This is a genomic window from Agreia bicolorata (genome assembly GCF_000938265.1).
Classification (GTDB): Bacteria; Actinomycetota; Actinomycetes; order Actinomycetales; family Microbacteriaceae; genus Agreia; species Agreia bicolorata.
This window is the reverse complement of sequence record NZ_JYFC01000008.1, coordinates 174,306-196,470: the sequence shown is the minus strand read 5'-3', so window position 1 is coordinate 196,470 and position 22,165 is coordinate 174,306. Positions and strand designations below refer to the sequence as shown.

General features: G+C 63.9%; 20 protein-coding genes and 1 pseudogene. 14 read left to right on the top strand and 7 right to left on the bottom strand.

Annotated elements, in window-relative coordinates:
* The 9 genes and pseudogenes from uvrC to TZ00_RS16555 all read left to right on the top strand — a co-directional run bounded on the left by uvrC (position 1) and on the right by TZ00_RS16555 (position 8,508).
* A pseudogene (uvrC, locus tag TZ00_RS16595) lies at positions 1–1,901 on the top strand (excinuclease ABC subunit UvrC).
* A gap of 42 nt (positions 1,902–1,943) precedes the next feature.
* On the top strand, positions 1,944–2,819 hold the full coding sequence (rapZ, locus tag TZ00_RS16590; RefSeq protein WP_044443385.1) for an RNase adapter RapZ: 876 nt from the start codon (positions 1,944–1,946) through the stop codon (positions 2,817–2,819).
* 70 nt (positions 2,820–2,889) lie between these two features.
* Complete coding sequence (gene whiA / locus TZ00_RS16585; protein WP_044443383.1) at positions 2,890–3,867, top strand: DNA-binding protein WhiA; 978 nt, start codon at positions 2,890–2,892, stop codon at positions 3,865–3,867.
* A 129-nt stretch (positions 3,868–3,996) separates the two neighbouring features.
* Positions 3,997–4,623 (top strand): superoxide dismutase, encoded by a 627-nt coding sequence (locus TZ00_RS16580; RefSeq protein ID WP_044443381.1) that lies wholly within the window; start codon positions 3,997–3,999, stop codon positions 4,621–4,623.
* Positions 4,624–4,714: 91 nt separating this feature from the next.
* Entirely contained in the window at positions 4,715–5,722 is a 1,008-nt protein-coding gene (gap, locus tag TZ00_RS16575) for a type I glyceraldehyde-3-phosphate dehydrogenase (protein ID WP_044443379.1), read from the top strand.
* A 15-nt stretch (positions 5,723–5,737) separates the two neighbouring features.
* Entirely contained in the window at positions 5,738–6,949 is a 1,212-nt protein-coding gene (locus TZ00_RS16570) for a phosphoglycerate kinase (protein WP_044443377.1), read from the top strand.
* Positions 6,943–7,743 (top strand): triose-phosphate isomerase, encoded by an 801-nt coding sequence (gene tpiA / locus TZ00_RS16565; protein WP_044443375.1) that lies wholly within the window; start codon positions 6,943–6,945, stop codon positions 7,741–7,743. The genes TZ00_RS16570 and tpiA overlap by 7 nt, the downstream gene beginning before the upstream one ends.
* Positions 7,744–7,884: 141 nt before the next feature.
* On the top strand, positions 7,885–8,136 hold the full coding sequence (gene secG, locus TZ00_RS16560) for a preprotein translocase subunit SecG (protein WP_044443373.1): 252 nt from the start codon (positions 7,885–7,887) through the stop codon (positions 8,134–8,136).
* 9 nt (positions 8,137–8,145) lie between these two features.
* The gene (locus TZ00_RS16555) at positions 8,146–8,508 is read left to right on the top strand and encodes an RNA polymerase-binding protein RbpA (protein WP_044443372.1); all 363 of its coding nucleotides are present in this window, start codon (positions 8,146–8,148) and stop codon (positions 8,506–8,508) included.
* Between the two features lie 76 nt (positions 8,509–8,584).
* Here TZ00_RS16555 and pgl read toward each other — a convergent pair whose 3' ends face one another.
* The 6 genes from pgl to TZ00_RS16525 all read right to left on the bottom strand — a co-directional run bounded on the left by pgl (position 8,585) and on the right by TZ00_RS16525 (position 16,147).
* Positions 8,585–9,355: a 6-phosphogluconolactonase gene (pgl, locus tag TZ00_RS16550; RefSeq protein ID WP_044443371.1), complete on the bottom strand. Its 771-nt coding sequence runs from the start codon at positions 9,353–9,355 to the stop codon at positions 8,585–8,587.
* Between the two features lie 3 nt (positions 9,356–9,358).
* Complete coding sequence (locus tag TZ00_RS16545) at positions 9,359–10,351, bottom strand: glucose-6-phosphate dehydrogenase assembly protein OpcA (protein WP_044443370.1); 993 nt, start codon at positions 10,349–10,351, stop codon at positions 9,359–9,361.
* Complete coding sequence (gene zwf, locus TZ00_RS16540) at positions 10,348–11,889, bottom strand: glucose-6-phosphate dehydrogenase (protein WP_044443368.1); 1,542 nt, start codon at positions 11,887–11,889, stop codon at positions 10,348–10,350. The genes TZ00_RS16545 and zwf overlap by 4 nt, the downstream gene beginning before the upstream one ends.
* Before the next feature lie 304 nt (positions 11,890–12,193).
* A complete protein-coding gene (gene tal / locus TZ00_RS16535; protein ID WP_044443367.1) occupies positions 12,194–13,306 on the bottom strand; it encodes a transaldolase in 1,113 nt (370 codons plus the stop codon).
* A gap of 28 nt (positions 13,307–13,334) precedes the next feature.
* Positions 13,335–15,428: a transketolase gene (gene tkt / locus TZ00_RS16530; RefSeq protein WP_044443365.1), complete on the bottom strand. Its 2,094-nt coding sequence runs from the start codon at positions 15,426–15,428 to the stop codon at positions 13,335–13,337.
* 239 nt (positions 15,429–15,667) lie between these two features.
* Complete coding sequence (locus TZ00_RS16525) at positions 15,668–16,147, bottom strand: heme-binding protein (protein ID WP_238579729.1); 480 nt, start codon at positions 16,145–16,147, stop codon at positions 15,668–15,670.
* A 104-nt stretch (positions 16,148–16,251) separates the two neighbouring features.
* Here TZ00_RS16525 and TZ00_RS16520 point away from each other — a divergent pair, with 104 nt between their 5' ends.
* Positions 16,252–17,172: a heme o synthase gene (locus tag TZ00_RS16520; RefSeq protein ID WP_044443363.1), complete on the top strand. Its 921-nt coding sequence runs from the start codon at positions 16,252–16,254 to the stop codon at positions 17,170–17,172.
* Here TZ00_RS16520 and TZ00_RS16515 read toward each other — a convergent pair.
* Complete coding sequence (locus TZ00_RS16515; protein ID WP_044443361.1) at positions 17,169–18,137, bottom strand: COX15/CtaA family protein; 969 nt, start codon at positions 18,135–18,137, stop codon at positions 17,169–17,171. The genes TZ00_RS16520 and TZ00_RS16515 overlap by 4 nt on opposite strands.
* 303 nt (positions 18,138–18,440) lie before the next feature.
* Between TZ00_RS16515 and sufB the strand changes: the two genes are divergently transcribed.
* The 4 genes from sufB to sufC are packed head-to-tail and all read left to right on the top strand — an operon-like array spanning position 18,441 to position 22,165.
* Positions 18,441–19,859, top strand: a complete 1,419-nt coding sequence (gene sufB / locus TZ00_RS16510) for a Fe-S cluster assembly protein SufB (RefSeq protein ID WP_044443358.1) — start codon at positions 18,441–18,443, stop codon at positions 19,857–19,859.
* Positions 19,860–21,062 (top strand): Fe-S cluster assembly protein SufD, encoded by a 1,203-nt coding sequence (sufD, locus tag TZ00_RS16505; protein WP_084606232.1) that lies wholly within the window; start codon positions 19,860–19,862, stop codon positions 21,060–21,062.
* A 3-nt stretch (positions 21,063–21,065) separates the two neighbouring features.
* On the top strand, positions 21,066–21,395 hold the full coding sequence (locus tag TZ00_RS16500; protein WP_044443356.1) for a non-heme iron oxygenase ferredoxin subunit: 330 nt from the start codon (positions 21,066–21,068) through the stop codon (positions 21,393–21,395).
* 2 nt (positions 21,396–21,397) lie between these two features.
* Positions 21,398–22,165 (top strand): Fe-S cluster assembly ATPase SufC, encoded by a 768-nt coding sequence (gene sufC / locus TZ00_RS16495; RefSeq protein WP_044443354.1) that lies wholly within the window; start codon positions 21,398–21,400, stop codon positions 22,163–22,165.

Here is a 22,165-nt window from a genome sequence, read left to right as displayed (position 1 = left end):
ATGGCACGAACCTCTCCAGACACGGTTCCCTACCGCCCGAAAGCGGGGGAAATTCCCACCCAGCCGGGCGTGTACCGCTTCCGCGACGCGACCGGGCGGGTGCTGTACGTGGGCAAAGCGCAGAACCTGCGAGCCCGCCTGAGCAACTACTTCGCGCCGCTGCGAAGCCTGCATGAGCGCACACGCCGCATGGTCACCACTGCCGCCTCGGTGGAGTGGACCGTCGTGGGCAGCGATGTGGAGGCCCTGCAGCTCGAGTACACGTGGATCAAGGAGTTCGACCCGCCGTTCAACGTCAAGTTCCGCGACGACAAGACCTACCCGTTCATGGCCATAACGCTCGCCGATGAGGCTCCGCGTGTCATCGTCACTCGCAACACACGCATTCCGGGCGCACGCTACTTCGGCCCGTACCCCAAGATCTGGGCCGTGCGCGAGACGATCGAGCTCATGGTCAAGGCGTTCCCGATCCGCACCTGCTCGGACTCGAGCTACAAAAAGGCCATGGAGTCCGGGCGCCCGTGCTTTCCCGGTCAGATCGGCCGTTGCGGGGGCCGTGCTCGCACAAGGTGACGGTCGAGGAGCACAGGGCCATCGTCAACGACTTCGTGTCATTTATGGCCGGGGGAGACAACCGCTTCGTAACCGAAGTGACCCGAAAGATGAAAGAGGCGGCCGTCGAGCAACGATACGAGGCAGCAGCCATGTACCGCGATCAACTCCAGGCTCTCGAGGCAGTGCTCGAGAAGAGCGCCGTCGTTCTGTCTGACAATCTCGACACCGACCTGTTCGGTGTCGAACACGACGAGCTTGCGGCCGCGGTGCAGCAATTCATCGTTCGCGGCGGCCGCATTCGCGGTGTGCGGGCCTGGGTCGTCGACAAAGAACTCGACCTCACGACCGCCGAGCTCGTCGACTCCATCCTGCAGGCCGCATACGACGGCACGACCGTCCCGCCTCGCGAGATCATCGTTCCCGAGCTGCCCGAAGACAAGGCCGAACTCGAGACCTGGCTCGGCACCCGGCGAGAGAAGGGCAAGGTCAGCCTCCGCACCGCCCAGCGAGGCGAGAAGGCGGCGCTGATGCAGACGGCGAGAATCAACGCCATGAACGCGCTTCAGCTCTACAAGACCAGGCGCAGCGCCGATTTCGTCGCTCGCAGTCAGGCTATGACCGATATTCAAGACGCGCTCGGCATGCCTGACGCCCCGCTACGCATGGAGTGCTTCGACGTGTCCCACCTCGGCGGCACGAACATCGTCGCATCCATGGTCGTCTTCGAAGACGGGCTTCCGCGAAAAGACCAGTACCGCCGGTTCACGATCGCCGAATCCACAGACGACACCGACTCGATCCACCAGGTCGTCACGAGGCGGCTCGCCTATCTGCGCGAAGGAACCGAGCGCAGCGAGTCCGACTCCGCCTCCAAAAAGTTCTCCTACCCACCGAACCTCCTCGTCGTCGACGGAGGCCAACCGCAGGTGCAGGCCGCCGCCCGCGCGCTCCGCGAGTCCGGTGTCGAGGGCATCTTCCTCTGCGGCCTGGCCAAGCGCCTCGAAGAGATCTGGCTGCCCGACAGTGACTTCCCGGTCATACTGCCGCGAGGCAGCGAAGCGCTCTTTATGCTCCAGCGACTGCGCGACGAGGCTCATCGATTCGCGATCATCCATCAGCGCACGAGGCGCAAGCGCGATATCGCCTCAGTTCTCGGCGAGATCCCGGGGCTCGGTCCGAGTCGTGTCAAGCAGCTGCTCACTCACTTCGGCTCGGTGTCGCAACTACGACAGGCGAAACCGGATGCGATCGCCGCCGTTCGCGGGGTCGGCCCGGCTCTGGCGCAAACAGTCTTCGCCCACCTCCATCCAGACTCCGCGGCTCCGGCCGCCGAGCCCCGACGGTAGGCTAGACGTTCATCCGACTGCACTCTCGAAGAAGGCGACCCCATGACTGACGATCCACTTCCGCAAGAAGTGCTGATAGTCACAGGCATGTCGGGGGCCGGCCGATCGACCGTCGCCAATGCCCTCGAAGACCTGGGCTGGTACGTCGTCGACAACCTCCCGCCGCAGATGCTGAGGCCCCTGGTCGATCTCGCGGAGAAGGCCGGATCGACACTTCCCCGAATCGCGGCCGTCGTCGATGTGCGAGGCCGCGACTTCTTCGGCGACCTGCAGGAGATCATCCACTCGCTCCGCGACGGCAGCCAGCTCCGTGTGCTGTTCCTCGAGGCCACCGACTCGGCGCTCGTGCGGCGATTCGAACAGGTGAGACGCCCGCATCCGCTTCAGGGCGACGGCACTCTCCTCGACGGCATAGAGCGCGAACGCGTGCGACTCCACCCCATCCGCGAGTCAAGCGATATGGTCATCGACACATCGGATCTCAACATCCACCAGCTCGCCACCCGCATCGCGGAGGGCTTCTCCACCACGGATACGCCCGGCGTTCAGGTCACGCTCATGAGTTTCGGCTTCAAGTACGGCACCCCGACAGACGTCGATTCGATTGCCGATGCCCGCTTTCTGCCGAACCCGTTCTGGATTCCGGAACTGCGCGCCCACACCGGACTCGACCCCGAGGTCAGCGACTACGTCCTCGCTCAAGACGGCGCGGCGGAGTTCCTCGAGTCCTACGCGGCCTCCCTCAAGCCCGTTCTCGCCGGTTACCAGCGCGAGAACAAACGACACGCCACCATGGCCATCGGATGCACGGGCGGCAAACACCGTTCCGTGGCCCTCACCCGAGCTCTCGCCACGCGGCTCGCGTCCTACCCGGGCGTCGTCGTCAACGTCAAGCATCGCGACCTCGGTCGCGAATAACACCGGCCGTCGCCGGCAGATGCCACAAGCATCCCGCGCGACATCGGCCGCACGAACGAATGGATAGAGATTGGCTCTCACCGCCGATGTCAAAGAAGAACTGACCCGCGTCGTCGCGAAGAAGACGACCCTCCGCGCCGCCGAACTGGCGACGATCCTGCGCTTTTCCGGTGGACTTCACCTGATCTCGAATCGCATCGCGATCGAGTCCGAACTCGACACTCCCGATCTGGTGAAGCGCGTGCGCCGCGACCTCGCCGAACTCTACGGAATTCGAGGCGAGGTCTCGCACGTCTCCGCATCGGGCACCAAACGCACGGGCACGTATCTCGTGCGGGTCATCGATGGCGGCGAGACGCTCGCCCGACAGACCGGGTTGCTGGATGCGCGTCGTCGGCCGATCCGCGGCCTTCCGAACCGGCTCACGACGGGCTCCCAAGAAGAGCTTTCCGCGGTGTGGCGGGGCGCATTCCTGGCGAACGGCACCCTGACCGATCCGGGGAGATCGGCCGCTCTCGAGATCACGTGCCCCGGCAACGAGTCAGCGATGGCGTTGGTCGGAGCGGCTGCACGACTCCACGTGCAGGCGAAGGCACGAGAGGTCAGGGGAGTGCACCGCGTCGTCATTCGCGACGGTGAGGCGATCGCACGCATGCTCTCGCTTATGGGCGCCGCCGACGCGGTCTCCCGATGGGAAGACCTGCGACAGCGCCGAGAGGTACGCGCAACGGCGAACAGACTCGTCAACTTCGACGACGCCAACCTGCGTCGCTCGGCGCAAGCCGCCGTCGCGGCGTGCTCCCGGGTTGAGCGTGCTCTCGAGATCCTCGGACCGGATGTTCCGCCCCATCTGAAGTATGCGGGTGACCTTCGTCTGAACTTCCGCGACTCGAGTCTCGACGAACTCGGGCATCACGCCGACCCGCCCATGACGAAGGATGCGATCGCCGGGCGCATCCGGCGTCTGCTCGCGATGGCCGATAAGCAGGCGAGCGATCTCGGAATCCCGGGAACCGACGCGAACCTGCCGCCGGATCTCGACGACTGAGAGATTCATCGGGCCGATACCGAGACGTCAGGAAGTTTTCAGGGCCCTGTCCGTTGACCTCAGTAGACTGATCAGGTCACTCACAGCCGTCCGGGTTCTCGGAACGGCGCCTTATTCGAGGAGATATCAATGGCTGAATACACCCTTCCAGAGCTCGCGTACGACTACTCGGCGCTTGAGCCCAGCATCAGCGGCACCATCATGGAGCTGCACCACTCCAAGCACCACCAGGCTTATGTGACCGGCGCGAACACCGCGCTAGCCCAGCTTGCCGAGGCCCGCGACTCCGAGAACCTCGGCGCGGTCAACAAGCTCGAGAAAGACCTCGCCTTCAACCTGGGCGGTCACGTCAACCACTCGATCTTCTGGACCAACATGTCCCCGAACGGTGGAGACAAGCCGGTCGGCGAACTCGCCGCGGCTATCGACGAGTTCTTCGGATCGTTCGACAAGTTCCAGGCGCACTTCGCGGCCACCGCCCTGGGAGTGCAGGGTTCAGGCTGGTCTGTGCTCGCCTGGGACAGCATCGGACAGCGCCTGATCATTCAGCAGTTCTTCGACCAGCAGTCGAACTTCGCGGCCGGCACAGTGCCCCTTCTTATGCTCGACGTATGGGAGCACGCTTACTACATCGACTACAAGAATGTGCGCGCCGACTACGTGAAGGCATTCTGGAACATCGTCGACTGGCAGAACGTCGCGACGCGCTTCCAGACTGCCCGCGAAAAGACCTCCGGGCTACTGCTACTGTCGTAGCGACGACGACGTGCCGGGCCATCAGGGCCCGGCACGCCCTCAGTTTCAGCCACCAGCCCCGCGGGGCCACACGATTCATGGAGAACTTCACGTGTCTGTAAAGATCGGTATCAACGGCTTCGGTCGTATCGGGCGTAACTACTTCCGTGCAGCCCTGGCAAAGGGCAGCGAGCTCGAGATCGTCGCGGTCAATGACCTCACCGACAACAAGGCCCTCGCGCACCTCCTCAAGTACGACACGATCACGGGTCGTCTCGATGCAACGGTAGAACTCGACGGCGACAACATCATCGTCAATGGCAAGCCGATTCTCGTGCTCGCGGAGCGCGACCCTTCCGACCTGCCCTGGGGCGAGCTGGGGGTCGACATCGTCATCGAATCGACCGGTCGCTTCACGAAGTCCGAAGACGCCCGCAAGCACATCGCCGCCGGCGCCAAGAAGGTCATCGTCTCTGCTCCCGCGACAGGCTCCGATGTCGCGACCCTGGTTCTGGGTGTCAATGAGGGCACGTACGATCCGGCCATCCACGACATCATCTCGAACGCCTCGTGCACGACGAACTGCCTGGCCCCGCTGGCGAAGGTCTTTATGGACAACTTCGGCATCGAGCGCGGTCTGATGACCACGGTTCACGCGTACACCGCCGACCAGAACCTGCAGGACGGTCCGCACAGCGACCTGCGTCGCGCCCGCGCCGCTGCCGCCAACATCATCCCGACCTCGACCGGTGCCGCCAAGGCCCTCGGCCTGGTCATCCCCGAGCTGGTCGGCAAGCTCGACGGCTACGCGCTTCGCGTTCCGGTGATCACAGGCTCGATCACCGACCTCACGGTCGAGACCAGCTCGACGGTCACCGTCGAACAGGTCAACGAGGCCTACAAGAAGGCTGCCGAGGGCGAGCTCAAGGGCATCCTGTCGTACACCGAAGACCCGATCGTCTCGAGCGACATCCAGGGCGACCCGCACTCCTCGATCTTCGATGCCGGCCTGACCAAGGTCATCGGCAACCAGGTCAAGATCGCGTCGTGGTACGACAACGAGTGGGGTTACTCCAACCGCCTCGTCGACATCACCGAGTACGTCGCCGACCGCCTGTAATTCGAGGAATCCACTGTGACTCTGCGCACTCTGGATTCGCTCGGCTCCCTCACGGGAAAACGCGTCCTCGTTCGGTGTGACCTCAATGTTCCGTTGAAAGACGGGGTCATCACCGACGACGGGCGCGTTCGAGCGTCTCTGGCAACCATCAACGCCCTGATCAATCAGGGCGCCCGGGTAATCCTTCTCAGCCACCTCGGTCGGCCGGACGGTGCACCCGATCCCCAGTACAGCCTCGAACCGGTCGCTCAGCGGCTGTCGGAGCTTCTCGGCAAACCTGTCGCCTTCGCGGGCGACACGGTCGGCGCGAGTGCTCGCGAGGCTGTCAGCTCACTCACCGACGGCGACGTCGCACTGCTCGAGAACCTGCGGTTCAACGCTGCGGAAACCAGCAAGAACGCCGACGAGAGGGCGTCGTTCGCGGCCCAGCTCGCCGAGTTCGGAGACGCATTCGTCTCCGACGGTTTCGGCGTGGTCCACCGCAAGCAGGCGAGCGTCTACGAACTCGCGTCCGCGCTTCCCAGCGCGGCCGGTCTGCTCATCGCTGCAGAACTCGACGTGCTCGAGAAGCTGACAGAGAAGCCGGCTCGGCCCTACACCGTCGTACTCGGTGGCTCGAAGGTCTCCGACAAGCTCGGCGTCATCGGCCATCTGCTTCCCAAGGTCGATACGTTGCTCATCGGCGGAGGAATGCTCTTCACGTTCCTCGCGGCGCAGGGCTTCCGCGTTGGCGGCAGCCTGCTCGAGAGCGACCAGATCGATACGGTCAAGGGCTATCTGGCCGAGGCGAAAGAACGCGGCATCCGCATCGTTCTGCCGACCGACGTCGTCGTCGCATCCAAATTCGGTGCCGATGCAGAACACACGGTAACGAGTGCCGAATCCATCGAAGAGACTCCGTTCGGCCAGACCGGGCTCGGACTCGACATCGGCCCTGAGACGGGTGCGGAGTTCGCCCGCATCATCGAAGAGTCGAAGACGGTCTTCTGGAACGGGCCCATGGGGGTCTTCGAACTCGCGCCATTCGCAGAGGGCACGCGTGCCGTGGCCGATGCCTTGACCCGCGTCGACGGCCTGGGTGTCGTCGGGGGTGGCGATTCGGCCGCCGCCGTGAGGGCGCTCGGCTTCAGTGATGATCAGTTCGGCCATATTTCAACAGGTGGCGGTGCAAGCCTCGAGTTTCTCGAAGGCAAGCGTCTGCCCGGACTGGAGGTCCTCGGATGGTAAGTGTTGGTCAGAAGCAGAGCAGAACTCCGCTCATCGCGGGAAACTGGAAGATGAATCTCGATCATCTGCAGGCGATCGCTTTCGTGCAGAAACTCGCATGGAGCCTGAAAGATGCCGGCCACAACTACGCCGACGTCGAGGCTGCGATCTTTCCGCCGTTCACCGATCTGCGCAGTGTGCAGACGCTCGTCTCCGCTGACAAGCTCGAGCTCGCCTACGGCGCGCAAGACGTGTCGCAGCATGCGAGCGGCGCATACACCGGTGAGATCTCCGGCGCGTTCCTGAAGCAGCTCGACTGCCGCTACGTGATCATCGGACACTCGGAGCGCCGCACGCTGCACGCCGAGACCGACGAGGTCGTTGCGGCGAAGACGGCCGCAGCCATCGCGAACGGCATCGTGCCGATCATCTGCGTCGGAGAAACAGCCGAAGATCTCGAGAAGCACGGTCCGTCGGCAGTGCCGGTTGCGCAGCTGACGGCGGCTCTGTCGTCCGTGCAGTCGGCATCCGACATCGTCGTGGCCTACGAGCCCGTCTGGGCCATCGGCTCAGGACAGGCGGCGACGCCCGAGCAGGCGGAGGCCGTCTGCGCCGCACTGCGCGGTGTACTCGAGTCCACGCTTGGCTCCGACGTCGCAGCGAAGACACGGATCCTCTACGGCGGATCGGTCAAGTCGACCAATATCGGCGGCTTCATGAAGCAGCCGAACGTCGACGGAGCACTCGTCGGTGGAGCCAGTCTCGACCTGACAGAGTTCGCCAGCATCATCCGGTACCAGAAGCACGCGTTCTAAGCACACCAGAGAGGCCGGCCCACCCGGGTCGGCCTTTTGTGCGCCGCTGCAAGTCATGGTGCGTCACAGCGGCAACGTACAGGTATAATTGACGTTGGTCTGGCTTCACACCGGTCGGCCATCATTCTTGAGAGGCAATTCGTGCAGATCCTTCAGGTCGTTCTACAGGTGCTGCTCGGTATCACGAGCCTCCTTCTGACCCTCCTCATCCTTCTCCACCGTGGTCGCGGCGGGGGCCTCTCCGACATGTTCGGCGGCGGCGTCACCTCCAACTTGGGCGCCTCCGGCGTCGCGGAGCGCAACCTCAACCGCATCACAGTGATTCTCGGCCTCGTCTGGGTCACGTGCATCGTGGTTCTCGGCCTCATCACCAAATTCGATTCCGGAATCTAGGAGAACCTCGTGGCTTCAGGCGGCAGTGCAATTCGTGGATCCCGGGTGGGCGCAGGCCCGATGGGCGAACAGGATCGGGGCTTCCACGCCGATCGCATCAAGGTCTCCTACTGGGACGCGCTGGGTAACGAGACCGTCAAGTACTTCGCAGCGACGTTGCCCGAAGAAGAGATTCCCGAGACCATCGACTGCCCGTCGTCCGGCCTTCCGGCGGGCCGCGACAAGGAGAACCCCCCTTCCGTCGTGAAGCTCGAGCCCTACAAGACTCACCTGGCGTACGTCAAAGAACGCCGCACCGAAGAAGAGGCCGCACAGCTTCTCGAAGATGCGCTGACGCAACTTCGTGCGAGGCGCGGCACGACGACCGCCTGATCGGCGTTCGCCCGAGCATAGACAACGAAGAAGCCCCCTGGCAGTGCCAGGGGGCTTCTTCGTATGTGGACGCCGATCAGTAGTAGGTCGGGGTGATCAAATACTCCGGCACTTCCGATGCCGCATCCTTATCGACGAAGAAGACCGTGCGTCGACGTCCTTCGGCTCCGGCGACGGGTACCTCGTCGGTGCTGGCTCCGGCAAGAGCGAGGCCGAGCGCCGATGCCTTGTCCGAGCCCGCGAGAACCAGCCAGATGCGATCCGAAGATCGGATGACGGGCAGGGTGAGGCTCAGACGCTGCGGCGGCGGCTTGGGGGATTCCCTCACGGCTACGACGGTCGCATCGGTCACACGAACGGCTTCCTGCCCAGGGAAGAGCGAGGCGATGTGCCCGTCGGGACCTACGCCCAGAAAGGTGATGTCGAACTTGGGGTAGTCGTTGCCATCGCCCGCCTCGAGCAGCTCGAGCGCATAGGTCGCTGCAGCCTCGTCGATATCGGCGATCTCGTCGCTAGACGGGAACGGGTGGACCTGGGCGGCTGGCACGTCGATGTGATCGAGCAGCGCCTCGCGTGCCTGCAGCTCATTGCGGTCAGGATCGTTTCGGGGGACGAAACGCTCATCGCCCCACCAGAAACTGACCCTGTTCCAGTCGACGCTGTCTCGGGCAGGCGAGGCGTTGATCGCCGCGAGAACCGCCGTTCCGACTGATCCGCCCGTCAGAACCACGTTCACAGCGTCACGATCTTCGAGCAGATCGATGGTCTTCGTGATGAATCGCGCCGCCACAGATCCCGACAGGGATGCCTTGTCGGGATGGATCAGCACACGGCGTTCGTTCGTCATCGCTTAACGCACCTCTGCTGTCGTCTTCGCGGCGCCGGCCACCGTGTCGGAATCCGGTTCACCCAGTTCGAGCACTCCGCGGGTGAGCACCTCGCCGTACAGGTCGTCGGGGTCGAGCCGGCGCAGCTCTTCAGCCAGGCAGTCGCGGAGCGACCGACGGGGGAGAGCCAGATCGTGCAGCGGCTGGTTGGGCTGGACCAGGGTCGCCACGTTGGGCACCGAACGCTCGAGTTCGATGACGCCGGATGAACGAGAGAGCTTCACCCCGTGAATGCCGCTGGAGCCGTTGGCACGGGAGGAGATTCCGTAGTCGACAGACACCCGGAGCTGGTGGCGGAGCCAGGCCGCGAGCAGAAGGGTCGACGGAGAATCGGACGCGCCTGACACCTCGATAGCCTCGACGGGCTCGAATGGCGGCTGGTCGAGCACCGCAGCCAACTGCGCACGCCAGAGCGTGAGTCGAGTCCAAGCGAAATCGGTGTCGCCGGGGGAGTAGTTCTTCGACAGCGTGCGAAGAGTCTCGTTCGGGTTGCTGCTGTTCGACGAGTCGGTGATACGACGCTGGGCGATTCGGCCGAGGTCGGATGTCGACGGCGATTCAGGTGCATCGCCCGGCCACCACACGACGACGGGTGCGTCGGGCAGAAGCAGACCGGTCACGAGTCCCTCTTCGTCGCTTGCCGCCGCACCGTAAGCCTTGAGCAGGATGACCTCGCTCGCGCCGGCGTCGCCACCCACACGGATCTGCGCATCCAGTCGCGCACCGCGACCCGACTTCACGCCGTCGTCGACATCGGTCGACACGACGATCACGCGCATGGGGTGTTCGCGCGAGGCATCGTTGGCCGCCTCGATCGCGTCTTCCTCCTGGCCGAGGGCAGTGCGGATGACCAGGGTCAGAACGCGACCGAGTGCGACGGCGCCGCCCTCCTCGCGAATCTTGACGAGGGCCTTCGAGACCTTGCTTGTGTTGGTATCGGGCAGATCGACGATCATGGACGCCTCCAGGTTCTTCCGTCGCGGGCGAGCATCTCGTCCGCGGAGTCGGGGCCCCAGGTTCCGGGGCGGTACTGATCGGGCTGTCCCTGGGTGGTCCAGAACTCCTCGATCGGGTCGAGGATCTTCCAGGAGAGTTCGACCTCTTCCTGGCGGGGGAACAGCGGCGGGTCTCCGAGGAGCACGTCCAGGATGAGCCGCTCGTAGGCCTCGGGGCTCGCCTCGGTGAAGGCGTGGCCGTAGCCGAAGTCCATGGTCACGTCGCGCACCTGCATACCGGCGCCGGGAACCTTGGAACCGAAGCGGATGGTGACACCCTCATCGGGCTGCACGCGGATCACGAGCGCGTTCTGGCCGAGTGCCGATGTCTGGCTCTCTGCGAACAGATACTGCGGCGCGCGCTTGAAGACGACCGCGATCTCGGTGACACGTCGGCCGAGCCTCTTGCCCGCACGCAGGTAGAAGGGAACACCAGACCAACGACGTGTGCCGATGTCGAGCCGCATGGCCGCATAGGTCTCCGTGAGGGATTCGGGGTTCATTCCGTCTTCCTCGAGGAAGCCGGTCACCTTCTCTCCACCCTGCCATCCGCCCGCGTACTGCCCACGTGCGGTGTGCTTGGCCAGATCCTTCGGCAGCCGGATGGCGGCGAGAACCTTCTCCTTCTCCGCGCGAAGATCAGCAGCGTTGAACGAGATGGGCTCTTCCATCGCCGTGAGAGCGAGAAGCTGCAGCAGGTGGTTCTGAATGACGTCGCGTGCAGCGCCGATGCCGTCGTAATACCCGGCGCGTCCACCCACACCGATGTCTTCGGCCATGGTGATCTGCACGTGGTCGACGTAGTTCGAGTTCCAAATGGGCTCGTACAGCTGATTGGCGAAGCGGAGCGCCAGAATGTTCTGAACGGTCTCCTTGCCGAGGTAGTGGTCGATACGGAATACAGAGTCGGGCGCGAAGACCGACTCGACGACATCATTGAGTTCGCGAGCCGTCTTCAGGTCGCTGCCGAAGGGCTTCTCGATGACGACTCGGCGCCACTGGCCATCCTCGGGATGAGCGAGTCCCGAACGACGCAGCTGCTCGGTGACCAACGGGAACGCCTTCGGCGGTACCGAGAGATAGAACGCATAGTTGCCCATGGTTCCTCGCTCGGCATCGAGGGCGTCGATGGTCTCTTTGAGGTGGTCGAATGCCTCGTCGTCACTGAACTCGCCCGAGACGAATCGGATTCCCTCGGAGAGCTGACGCCACACGTCCTCGTCGAACGGGGTGCGCGCGTACTCCTTGACGGCGTCGTGAACGACCCGCTCGAAGTCTTGGTCCTCCCAATCACGACGCGCGAATCCGATGAGTGAGAAGCCGGGGGGCAGCAGACCGCGGTTCGCGAGGTCGTACACAGCCGGCATCAGCTTCTTGCGTGACAGGTCGCCTGTCACGCCGAAGATGACGAGACCGCTCGGGCCTGCGATTCGATTGAGCCGCCGATCCGAAGGGATTCTGAGCGGATTGTATTCCGGAGTGATTTCTACCGGTGGCATGAAACTCCTTGAGACCTTCTGGGTCGACGGGTTATTTCGGCGCTAGGACAGCGGCGAGAACGGGCTAGATGCGGTACGGGACAGGTCGGTCAGAACCGGCCGTGACTCGGGGTGGAAGTGCCGAGGAACATCGGCCACAGAATGACTCGCGCAGCTTCGGTCTGTGCGGCCCTGTCGACGAAATGAAACGCGGGGGATCATTGGGCAAGCCGACTGTGAGAATGCGGGGGGCCGGATGAGGCGGAGGCCGGATCGACCTTCCCGGCCGCGGCATTCGCCGCGCCGGGAAGGTGGATCCGGACACTCATTTCGAGGACTCGAGCGCCGTCGTGACCGTCTCAAGGAGTTCATTCCACGAGACGATGAACTTATCGACACCCTCGGTCTCGAGCAGCTCGGTGACCTCGGCGTAGGAGATGCCCTGCGCCGCGATCTCATCGAGGACCTTGTTGGCCGCAGCGTAGGAACCGGTGATGGTATCGCCGGTGATCACGCCGTGGTCGAATGTCGCGTCGAGGGTCTTCTCGGGCATCGTGTTGACGACCTCAGGAGCCACGAGCTCGGTGACGTAGGTCGTGTCGGGCACGGCCGGGTCTTTGACGCCGGTGGATGCCCACAGCGGGCGCTGCTTGTTGGCTCCGGCGGCAAGGAGTCCCGCTGCGCGCTCGGTCGAGAACGCCTGCTCGTAGACCTCGTACGCGAGCTGGGCATTGGCGACGCCAGCCTTGCTCTTGAGGGCGAGGGCCTCGTCGGTGCCGATTGCGACAAGACGCTTGTCGATCTCGGTGTCGACGCGCGACACGAAGAACGATGCGACACTGTGGATCTTCGACAGGTCGAGCCCTGCCGCCTTGGCGCGCTCGAGGCCGGCCAGGTAGGCGTTGATGACGTCGCGGTAGCGGGCGAGGCTGAAGATCAGCGTGACGTTGACGCTGATGCCGGCCGCGATGGTCTCGGTGATGGCCTCGAGGCCCGCGATCGTCGCGGGGATCTTGATCAGCACGTTCTCTTTCGCGACCTTGTCGAAGAGCTCCTTGGCCTGCTTCGTCGTGCCGGCGGCGTCGTTCGCCAGGCCCGGCTCGACCTCGATCGACACGCGTCCGTCGAAGCCGTTCGTGGCGTCGTAGATGGGGCGGAAGATGTCGCAGCCGTTCGCGACGTCCTGCGTGGTGATCTCGAAGACAGCCTCGGTGACGTTCTTGCCGGCCTTGGCCAGCTCGGCGACCTGCGCCGCGTAGGACTCGCCGTTCGTGAGGGCGGCGGCGAAGATCGACGGGTTCGTGGTGACCCCGACGACGTTCTTCTCGGCGATCAGCTTCTCGAGTCCGCCCGAGGTGATGCGCTCACGCGACAGGTCGTCGAGCCAGATGCTGACACCGGCTGCAGAGAGCTGGGCGGTGGGTGTTGTGTCGGTCATGTAAGTACTCCTTGAAGATTCGTGTGGTCTACAGCGACGAGATCGAGAGCTTTGCGGCTTCGATGGCGTGCTCGGTGGTGATGCCGAACTCGCGGAACAGTGTCTGGTAGTCGGCGGAAGCGCCGAAGTGCTCGATCGACACGCTCTTGCCGTGGTCTCCCACGTAGGCGCGCCAGGTCAGGTCGAGGCCGGCCTCGATCGAGACGCGGGCCTTGATCGCGGCGGGAAGAACCGACTCGCGGTATTCGGCGCTCTGCTCCTCGAACCACTCGAGGCTCGGTGCCGACACGACGCGGGCGTTGATGCCCTCGTTCTTGAGGAGCTCGCGCGCCTCGACGGCGATCTGCACCTCCGAGCCGGTGGCGATGAAGATCACGTCGGGCGTGCCGTTCGGAGCCTCGGCCAGCACGTACGCGCCCTTGGCGACATTCTTCGCCGACGCGAAGGTCTCGCCGCTGGCGTCGCCCTCGCCACGCTCGAACACCGGGATGTTCTGGCGCGTCAGCGCGATGCCCGCGGGCCCGTTGCGGCGCTCGAGGATGGTCTTCCATGCGTAGGCGACCTCGTTGGCGTCGCCGGGGCGCACGATGTCGAGGCCGGGAATGGCGCGAAGCGTCGAGAGCTGCTCGATCGGCTGGTGCGTCGGTCCGTCTTCTCCGAGCGCGACCGAGTCGTGGGTCCAGACGTAGATCGCGGGGGACTTCATGAGGGCAGCGAGTCGAACGGCCGGACGCATGTAGTCGCTGAAGATGAGGAAGGTGCCACCGAACGGGCGAGTGTTGCCGTGCAGAACGATTCCGTTGAGGATCGCGCCCATGGCGTGCTCACGGATGCCGAAGTGCAAAACGCGGCCGTACGGGTTTCCCGTCCACTCGTGGGTCGAGTGCTCGGCCGGAATGAACGACGCACCCGACTCGATCGTCGTGTTGTTCGACTCCGCCAGGTCGGCGGATCCGCCCCAGAACTCGGGCATGATCGGCGCGATCGCGTTGATGACCTTGCCGGAAGCGGCGCGGGTCGAGACGGCCTTGCCCGCTTCGAAGACAGGCAGAGCCTCTTCGAGCCCTTCGGGCACGTCGCCCGAGAGCACGCGGTCGAGGAGGGTCTTCTTCTCGGGGTTCGCCGCGGCCCAGGCGTCGAACGCCTGGTTCCATTCGGCGTGCTCGGCCTGACCGCGCGAGACGGCACCGCGGGTGTGAGCGATGACCTCGTCGGAGACCTCGAAGCTCTGCTCGGGGTCGAACCCCAGAACCTCCTTGAGGCCCTTCAGCTCTTCGGCGCCGAGAGCCGAGCCGTGGATCTTGCCGGTGTTCTGCTTCTTCGGCGACGGCCATCCGATGATGGTCTTGAGAATGATGAGCGACGGCTTGCTCGTCTCGGCCTTGGCGGCCTCGATGGCGGTGAACAGAGCCTCGACGTCTTCGACGTACTCGCCGGTCTTCTTCCAGTCGACTACCTGCACGTGCCAGTTGTAGGCCTCGTACCGCGCGTGCACGTCTTCGGTGAAGGCGATGTTCGTGTCGTCTTCGATCGAGATCTGGTTGCTGTCGTAGATCGCGATGAGGTTGCCGAGCTGCTGGTGTCCGGCGAGCGACGATGCTTCGCTCGTCACGCCCTCCTGCAGGTCGCCGTCGCCGGCGATGGTGTAGATGAAGTGATCGAAGGGGCTCGTGCCCGCTTCTGCCTCGGGGTCGAACAGGCCACGCTCGAAGCGCGACGCATAGGCGAAGCCGACGGCGGAGGAGAGACCCTGTCCGAGCGGACCGGTCGTGATCTCGACGCCATCGGTGTGGCCGTACTCGGGGTGGCCCGGGGTGAGCGAACCCCAGGTGCGCAGCGCCTTGAGGTCGTCGAGTTCGAGGCCGTAGCCACCGAGATAGAGCTGGATGTACTGCGTGAGCGAGCTGTGTCCGACCGACAGAATGAAGCGGTCGCGACCGATCCACTCGTTGTCACTCGGATCGCGTCGCATGACCTTCTGGAAAAGGAGGTACGCGGCGGGGGCAAGGCTGATGGCCGTTCCCGGATGCCCGTTTCCTACCTTCTCGACGGCGTCCGCCGCAAGAACTTTCGCCGTGGATACGGCCTGGTCGTCAATGGGAGTCCATTGGAATGATGCCACGAGGAATAAGCCCCTTCTTAGTTGCAGACTGGGCAGATTTGCCCGTCAGGCGCCGTGTTGCCATCGGCAGCAGGGAGAACCGCGTGAAAGACCGGCGAATGACAGCCAGTGCACGGTACGTCTTCGGCACTGTGCGACATGGCTTCTCCGCTAGAAAGACACGCAGGAAACACCGACTGCTGTGTCGCCGCTACAAGTATAGGGAATCGGGCGCACAGCGTGACTACCCCTCGACAAACTCACGTAACGCGGTCACGACGAGGTCGTGATCGTCGATCTGAGGCAATCCCGAGACAGTCGCCACAGCCACCGATCCCAACTCCTCTCACCGACAGGGGAAAGCTGCCGCCGTGAGCCGCGTATGTCATCTGGTCGAACCAACCCTCGTCCTCGATGAGCCTGCCCGCGATCTTCGGGCGCGTGCCGAGAAGCAGCGAGGGAATGCCGAAGCGCTCGACAGCACGGGCCTTGCGGGCGATCCAGACGTCGTTGTCTGCCTGGGCTCCCTCCAGGGCGACATGAAAGAGAATCTGGTTGCCGCGCCGGATGTCGATGGCGACCGGAAACGACCCTTCCGTCGCCCTGCGCACCAGAATGAGACCCAGTCGCAGCGCATCCGATGGGCCGAAGGCATCCAGCCACAACTCCGCCACCTCGTCTTCGATGCGCGCGGCCAGGGCCGCGAATTCCTCCGGAGTGCTGGGCTCACGAGCTGTCATGAGAGCCACGGTATCGGCTCCGGGCGAGCGACGAGTACCGATCGCCTAGACTGGTTCGGGATCGCGCGCGCTTCGCGTGGGGGCCGGCAACAGTTTGAGGAGCAATGAACGTCGCTGTAGAGGGCCGCACAGAAGAGCGGCGTATCAGCCTGTCTGCGAAAGCCAAGGCCTACGTCGCCTTGACGAAGCCCCGGGTTATCGAGCTGCTTCTCGTGACGACCGCGCCGGTGATGATCCTGGCGCAGAACGGCATTCCTAACCTCTGGCTCGTCGTCGCCACGCTGATCGGCGGTGCCCTGAGCGCCGGAAGCGCGGGAGCGTTCAACTGCTACATCGACCGCGATATCGACCGGGTCATGAAACGCACCCAGGGGCGACCGCTCGTCACCGGCGAGCTGACCGATCGTGAGGCCCTCGTCTTCGCGTGGATTATTGGCGTTGCATCCATCGTGTGGCTGGCCGTCTTCGCCAATCTCCTCGCCGCAGCACTGTCGCTTGTCGCGATCCTGCTCTACGTCTTCCTCTACACGGTCTGGCTGAAGCGCCGTACCTCGCAGAACATCGTGTGGGGCGGCATCGCCGGGTGCATGCCGGTGCTCATCGGATGGGCCGCCGTCACGAACTCGCTCAGCTGGACCCCGTTCGTCCTCTTCGGCGTCATCTTTCTCTGGACGCCGCCGCACTACTGGCCGCTGTCGATGAAGTACCGCGACGAGTACAAGGCCGCGAACGTGCCGATGCTCGCCGTGGTGCGCGGTCGCGCCGTCGTCGGACTCCAGACGATTCTCTATGCGTGGGCCACAGTCGCGTGTTCGTTGCTGCTTATCCCGGTCGCGCCGATGGGACTCGTGTACAGCGTGGTCGCGGTAGCTTCGGGCGCTTGGTTCATCTACGAGACGCACCGGCTCTACAACCGGGCCATCCACGGATATGAGGTCAAGCCGATGCGTGTCTTCCACGCGTCGATCAGCTACCTGACGCTCGTCTTCCTCGCGGTCGCCATCGACCCGCTGCTTCGGTTCTAGCCGACACTCGGCGATCGGCGCGGGGTCCGACCGGCGGAGCTGAGCTCCCACGGGTCGTCTACCGATTCGGGGGCGTTCGCCGACGAACGCAGCGACAGCACGACGACTGTCATCGCGGCTACAAGCAGTCCCGCAAGCACCATGTGGATCCCGACGAGCAGGGGAGGCAGACCCAGTCGCGCCTGCGTCAGCCCGACGATGACCTGCAGCGCCTCGACGGCCAGAAGCGCGAGCGCCCAGCGCCGCACGCCCAGCCTCAGAACAAAGGATCCGGCCACGAGCACCACTGTGAGGCCAAGCAGCACGTAGGCCGGCCAGCTGTGGAAGTGCTGCAGCAATTCGGCGTCGAGGCCGTTGCGCGGCGTCTTCTCATCGCCGGCATGCGGGCCCGAGCCGGTGGTCAGGATGCCGATGACGACCGTGATGGCGACGAACAACGACGCAATGTGAGCCACGATCAGATACCAGAGGGGCGCCTCGCGTCGAGCACCGCGCGGGCCGCGGTACACGCGGTAGACGAGAATCGTCGCATTCACGACGAGCAGGATCGAAATCACGAAGTGCACACCCACGATGAACGGGTTGAGACCGGTGAGCACGGTGATGCCGCCGATGACGGCCTGCAGAGGAATAGACAGACCCTGCAGCAGCGTCAGCACGAAGAGGTCCCTGCGTTCTCTCCAGAAGCGCACGACGGCAAGGAATACGGCAATGACGATCAGAGCCAGCACGAACGTGAGCATGCGGTTTGCGAATTCGATGACTCCGTGGATGCCCATCTCCGGTGTCGAGACGAACGACGATTCGGTGCAGCGCGGCCAGGTGGGGCATCCGAGACCCGACCCGGTCAATCGCACAGCACCGCCCGTGCCGATGAGCACCACCTGGAACGCGAGGGAGAACCATGCCAGTATCCGTGCCGGACGGCCGACCGAGGTGGGCAGATATGCAATGAGTCGCTTCACGAGCGGGAGAATTCCTTGTCAAGACTTGTCGATGAAAAGGTCGGCGATCTACTTTCCGACAGGCATTGCCTGTAGAATCTGAAAGTTGTAGAAATCCGCGTTCGAACGCGTTTTGCGCATATCGCCCAGCGTTGGGCGGGGCTCACGCCCCCAGACCTCAGTACATTCTAAGTACGGGTGTTCTCCCCACGAGAACGTGATCAGGCAATCATTTCGGTGATCTGCGCCGAATCACATAAATACCCCGGTCTGGAATGCCTGCCGCTGACCGTGGGTTGAGATCAACGAGGAAGGGAGAAAGTTATGTCTGACGTACTAATCGACCGTCCGGAACTCGAAAACCTGGGGGTTTACGAATTCGGTTGGTCCGACTCCGATGCGGCGGGTGCCGTCGCGAAACGCGGGGTCGATGCCGACGTCGTCAAGGGCATCTCCGCCCTCAAGAGCGAACCCGAATGGATGCTGAAGAACCGCCTCAAGGGTCTTCAGCTCTTCGAGCGCAAGCCGATGCCCACGTGGGGTGCAGATCTCTCCGGCATCGACTTCGACAACATCAAATACTTCGTGCGGTCGACCGAGAAGCAGGCGACCACCTGGGATGACCTGCCCGACGACATCAAGAACACCTACGAGCGTCTCGGCATCCCCGAGGCCGAGCGTCAGCGTCTCGTCTCCGGCGTCGCAGCCCAGTACGAGTCCGAGGTCGTTTATCACACGATTCGCGAAGATCTCGAGGCCCAGGGCGTCATCTTCATGGACACCGATACGGCGCTTCGCGAGCACCCCGAGTTCTTCACCGAGTACTTCGGCACGGTCATCCCCGCCGGTGACAACAAGTTCGCCGCGCTGAACACAGCCGTGTGGTCGGGCGGATCGTTCGTCTATGTTCCCAAGAACGTGCACGTCGAGATCCCGCTTCAGGCCTACTTCCGCATCAACACCGAGAACATGGGCCAGTTCGAGCGCACGCTGATCATCGCCGATGAGGGCAGCTACGTGCACTACATCGAGGGCTGCACGGCTCCGATCTACAAGTCCGACTCGCTGCACTCCGCCGTGGTCGAGATCATCGTCAAGAAGAACGCCCGCGTTCGCTACACGACGATCCAGAACTGGTCGAACAACGTCTACAACCTGGTGACCAAGCGCGCAATCGCGCACGAGGGCGCCACCATGGAGTGGATCGACGGAAACATCGGCTCCAAGGTCACCATGAAGTACCCGTCGATCTACCTGGTCGGCGAGCACGCCAAGGGCGAGACGCTGTCGGTCGCATTCGCCGGCCCGGGCCAGCATCAGGACGCCGGCGCCAAGATGATCCACATGGCTCCATACACACAGTCGTCCATCGTGTCGAAGTCCATCGCTCGAGGCGGCGGCCGCGCGGGCTACCGCGGCGAGGTCCGCATGGCCGAGAACGCGCACCACTCGGCCAACACCGTGCGCTGTGATGCCCTGCTGGTCGACACCCAGTCGCGCTCCGACACCTACCCGGCCATCGACATCCGGGTCGACGACGTTCAACTCGGACACGAGGCGACCGTCTCGCGCGTCAGCGAAGAGCAGCTGTTCTATCTCATGAGCCGCGGTCTGCCCGAAGACGAGGCCATGGCCATGATCGTGCGCGGCTTCATCGAACCGATCGCCCGCGAACTCCCGATGGAGTACGCACTCGAACTCAACAAGCTCATCGAAATGGGCATGGAAGGCAGTGTCGGCTAGATGTCCGCAGCAGTCTCAGCGAACACCGGTCTCATCGAGACAGAACAGCACGGCCTGAAGGCCCACTCCGACGGGGGCGACGCCTATGTGCCCGTGCAGTCGCGTGCGGAGCGCTTCACGTCGACCTCTGTCGACGACTTCGAGAAGGTCACCGGATTCGAGCTCGAGTGGAAGCTCACGCCGGTCTCCCGCATCGCGTCGCTCACCGAGGGTGAGCTCGACGGCTCGGCACCGGCCACAACACTTCCCGAGGGCGTGCCCGGTGTTGCCGCGAGCTGGGTCGACCGATCGGATGCGCGAATCGGCACCGCCGGCGCGCCCGAAGAGCGGGCCAGCGCGAACGCGTGGTCGTCTTTCGAGAAAGCCCTCGCCATCGATGTTTCGGGCGAAGAACTCCACGAGTACCGCGTCATCCGCTCCGGTCTCGGACACGTGAATCGCGCAGCCCACACGGTGATCACCGCCGCCCCCTTCAGCCAGGGTCTCGTCATCCTCAGCAACTCCGGCGACGCACAGCTCTCCGAGAACGTAGAGATCGTGGTCGGCGAGCAGGCACAGCTCACCGTCGTCACGGTGCAGGAGTGGACAGACGAGAGCAACCACCTCGCCAGTCACTTCGCCCGGGTCGGACGTGACGCGCGCCTGCGCCACATCGTCATCAGCCTCGGTGGGGGAGTCGTGCGGGTCAACCCGTCGATCCACCTCGTCGAGACCGGCGCCGACGGCAGCGCGTTCGGCGCGTACTTCGCCGACGCCGGCCAGCATCTCGAGCAGCGCGTGTACATCGATCACGTCGCGGCCCAGACAAAGAGCCGAGTCAAGTACAAGGGTGCCCTTCAGGGTGCGACCGCGCGCTCGGTCTGGGTGGGCGATGTACTGATCGGACCGCACGCGACCGGCACAGACAGCTACGAAGAGAACCGCAACCTCGTGCTCTCCGAGGGCCCCCGCGCCGACTCCATTCCGAACCTCGAGATCGAGACCGGAGACATCCAGGGTGCCGGCCACGCGTCATCGACCGGCCGCTTCGACGACGAACAGCTGTTCTATCTGCAGTCCCGAGGCATCCCCGAAGACGAGGCTCGCCGTCTCGTCGTTCGCGGCTTCCTCGCCGAGATCGTGGCTCAGATCGGCTCCGAGCAGGTGGAGTCGGAACTCTCAGCAGCCATCGAGGCCGAGCTGACGCGCGCACAGGGGATCTGAGCCATGGCCGCCGAACTCATCTGCAGTGTGTCCGACCTCACGCCGAACGAGGCGGTGCGCGTCGTCATCGATAACGTGGCCATCGCCCTCGTTATGGACTCAGCCGGAGAATGTCACGCGATCGGTGACACCTGCACCCATGGCGATATCTCACTCGCCGAAGGCTTCGTAGAAGGCGAGACGCTCGAGTGCTGGGCCCACGGCTCCAAGTTCTCTGTCACCTCAGGAAAGCCCCTTACCCTCCCGGCCTACGAGCCGGTTCCGGTGTATGAACTCACCATCGTTGATGGAGATGTCTACATCGACCCGACCAAAACGAAAGAGATTGTGTAGCCATGTCGAATCTTGAGATCCGCGATCTCCACGTGAGCGTGGAGACCGAGCAGGGAACCAAGCAGATCCTTCGGGGCGTCGATCTGTCGATCGGCGAAGGCGAGACCCACGCGATCATGGGCCCGAACGGCTCCGGCAAGTCCACCCTCGCCTATGCGATCGCCGGACACCCCAAGTACACCGTCGAGAGCGGCTCCGTGAAGCTCGATGGCGAAGAGGTACTCACCATGACCGTCGACGAGCGCGCCCGCGCCGGCCTGTTCCTCGCCATGCAGTATCCCGTCGAAATCCCCGGCGTGAGCGTGTCGAACTTCCTCCGCACTGCGAAGACGGCCATCGACGGCACCGCTCCGCCCATTCGCGGTTGGATCAAAGACCTCGACTCCTCGATGTCGCAGCTGCGCATGGACAAGTCGTTCCGTGAGCGCAATGTCAACGAGGGGTTCTCGGGCGGCGAGAAGAAGCGCAACGAGATCCTCCAGCTCGAGCTGCTGAAGCCCAAGTTCGCCGTGCTCGACGAGACCGACTCGGGTCTCGACGTCGACGCTCTGAAGATCGTGTCCGAGGGCGTCAACCGCGCCAAGGCGAACACCGGGCTCGGCATCCTGCTCATCACGCATTACAACCGCATCCTCAAGTACATTCAGCCCGACTTCGTTCACGTGTTCGTCGCGGGAAAGGTCGTCGAGCAGGGTGGGCCGGAGCTCGCTGTGCGCCTCGAGAACGAGGGCTACGACCGCTTCCTCTCGAACGTGAACGTCGGCTCGTAA

What these genes read in the sequence shown, in the direction of transcription:
- rapZ (WP_044443385.1), top strand. Translation starts at nt 1,944, where the DNA reads ATGACTGACGATCCACTTCCGCAAGAAGTGCTGATAGTCACAGGCATG.
- TZ00_RS16580 (WP_044443381.1), top strand. Translation starts at nt 3,997, where the DNA reads ATGGCTGAATACACCCTTCCAGAGCTCGCGTACGACTACTCGGCGCTT.
- tpiA (WP_044443375.1), top strand. Translation starts at nt 6,943, where the DNA reads ATGGTAAGTGTTGGTCAGAAGCAGAGCAGAACTCCGCTCATCGCGGGA.
- pgl (WP_044443371.1), bottom strand. Translation starts at nt 9,355, where the DNA reads ATGACGAACGAACGCCGTGTGCTGATCCATCCCGACAAGGCATCCCTG.
- TZ00_RS16545 (WP_044443370.1), bottom strand. Translation starts at nt 10,351, where the DNA reads ATGATCGTCGATCTGCCCGATACCAACACAAGCAAGGTCTCGAAGGCC.
- zwf (WP_044443368.1), bottom strand. Translation starts at nt 11,889, where the DNA reads ATGCCACCGGTAGAAATCACTCCGGAATACAATCCGCTCAGAATCCCT.
- tal (WP_044443367.1), bottom strand. Translation starts at nt 13,306, where the DNA reads ATGACCGACACAACACCCACCGCCCAGCTCTCTGCAGCCGGTGTCAGC.
- TZ00_RS16525 (WP_238579729.1), bottom strand. Translation starts at nt 16,147, where the DNA reads ATGACAGCTCGTGAGCCCAGCACTCCGGAGGAATTCGCGGCCCTGGCC.
- TZ00_RS16520 (WP_044443363.1), top strand. Translation starts at nt 16,252, where the DNA reads ATGAACGTCGCTGTAGAGGGCCGCACAGAAGAGCGGCGTATCAGCCTG.
- sufB (WP_044443358.1), top strand. Translation starts at nt 18,441, where the DNA reads ATGTCTGACGTACTAATCGACCGTCCGGAACTCGAAAACCTGGGGGTT.
- sufD (WP_084606232.1), top strand. Translation starts at nt 19,860, where the DNA reads ATGTCCGCAGCAGTCTCAGCGAACACCGGTCTCATCGAGACAGAACAG.
- TZ00_RS16500 (WP_044443356.1), top strand. Translation starts at nt 21,066, where the DNA reads ATGGCCGCCGAACTCATCTGCAGTGTGTCCGACCTCACGCCGAACGAG.
- sufC (WP_044443354.1), top strand. Translation starts at nt 21,398, where the DNA reads ATGTCGAATCTTGAGATCCGCGATCTCCACGTGAGCGTGGAGACCGAG.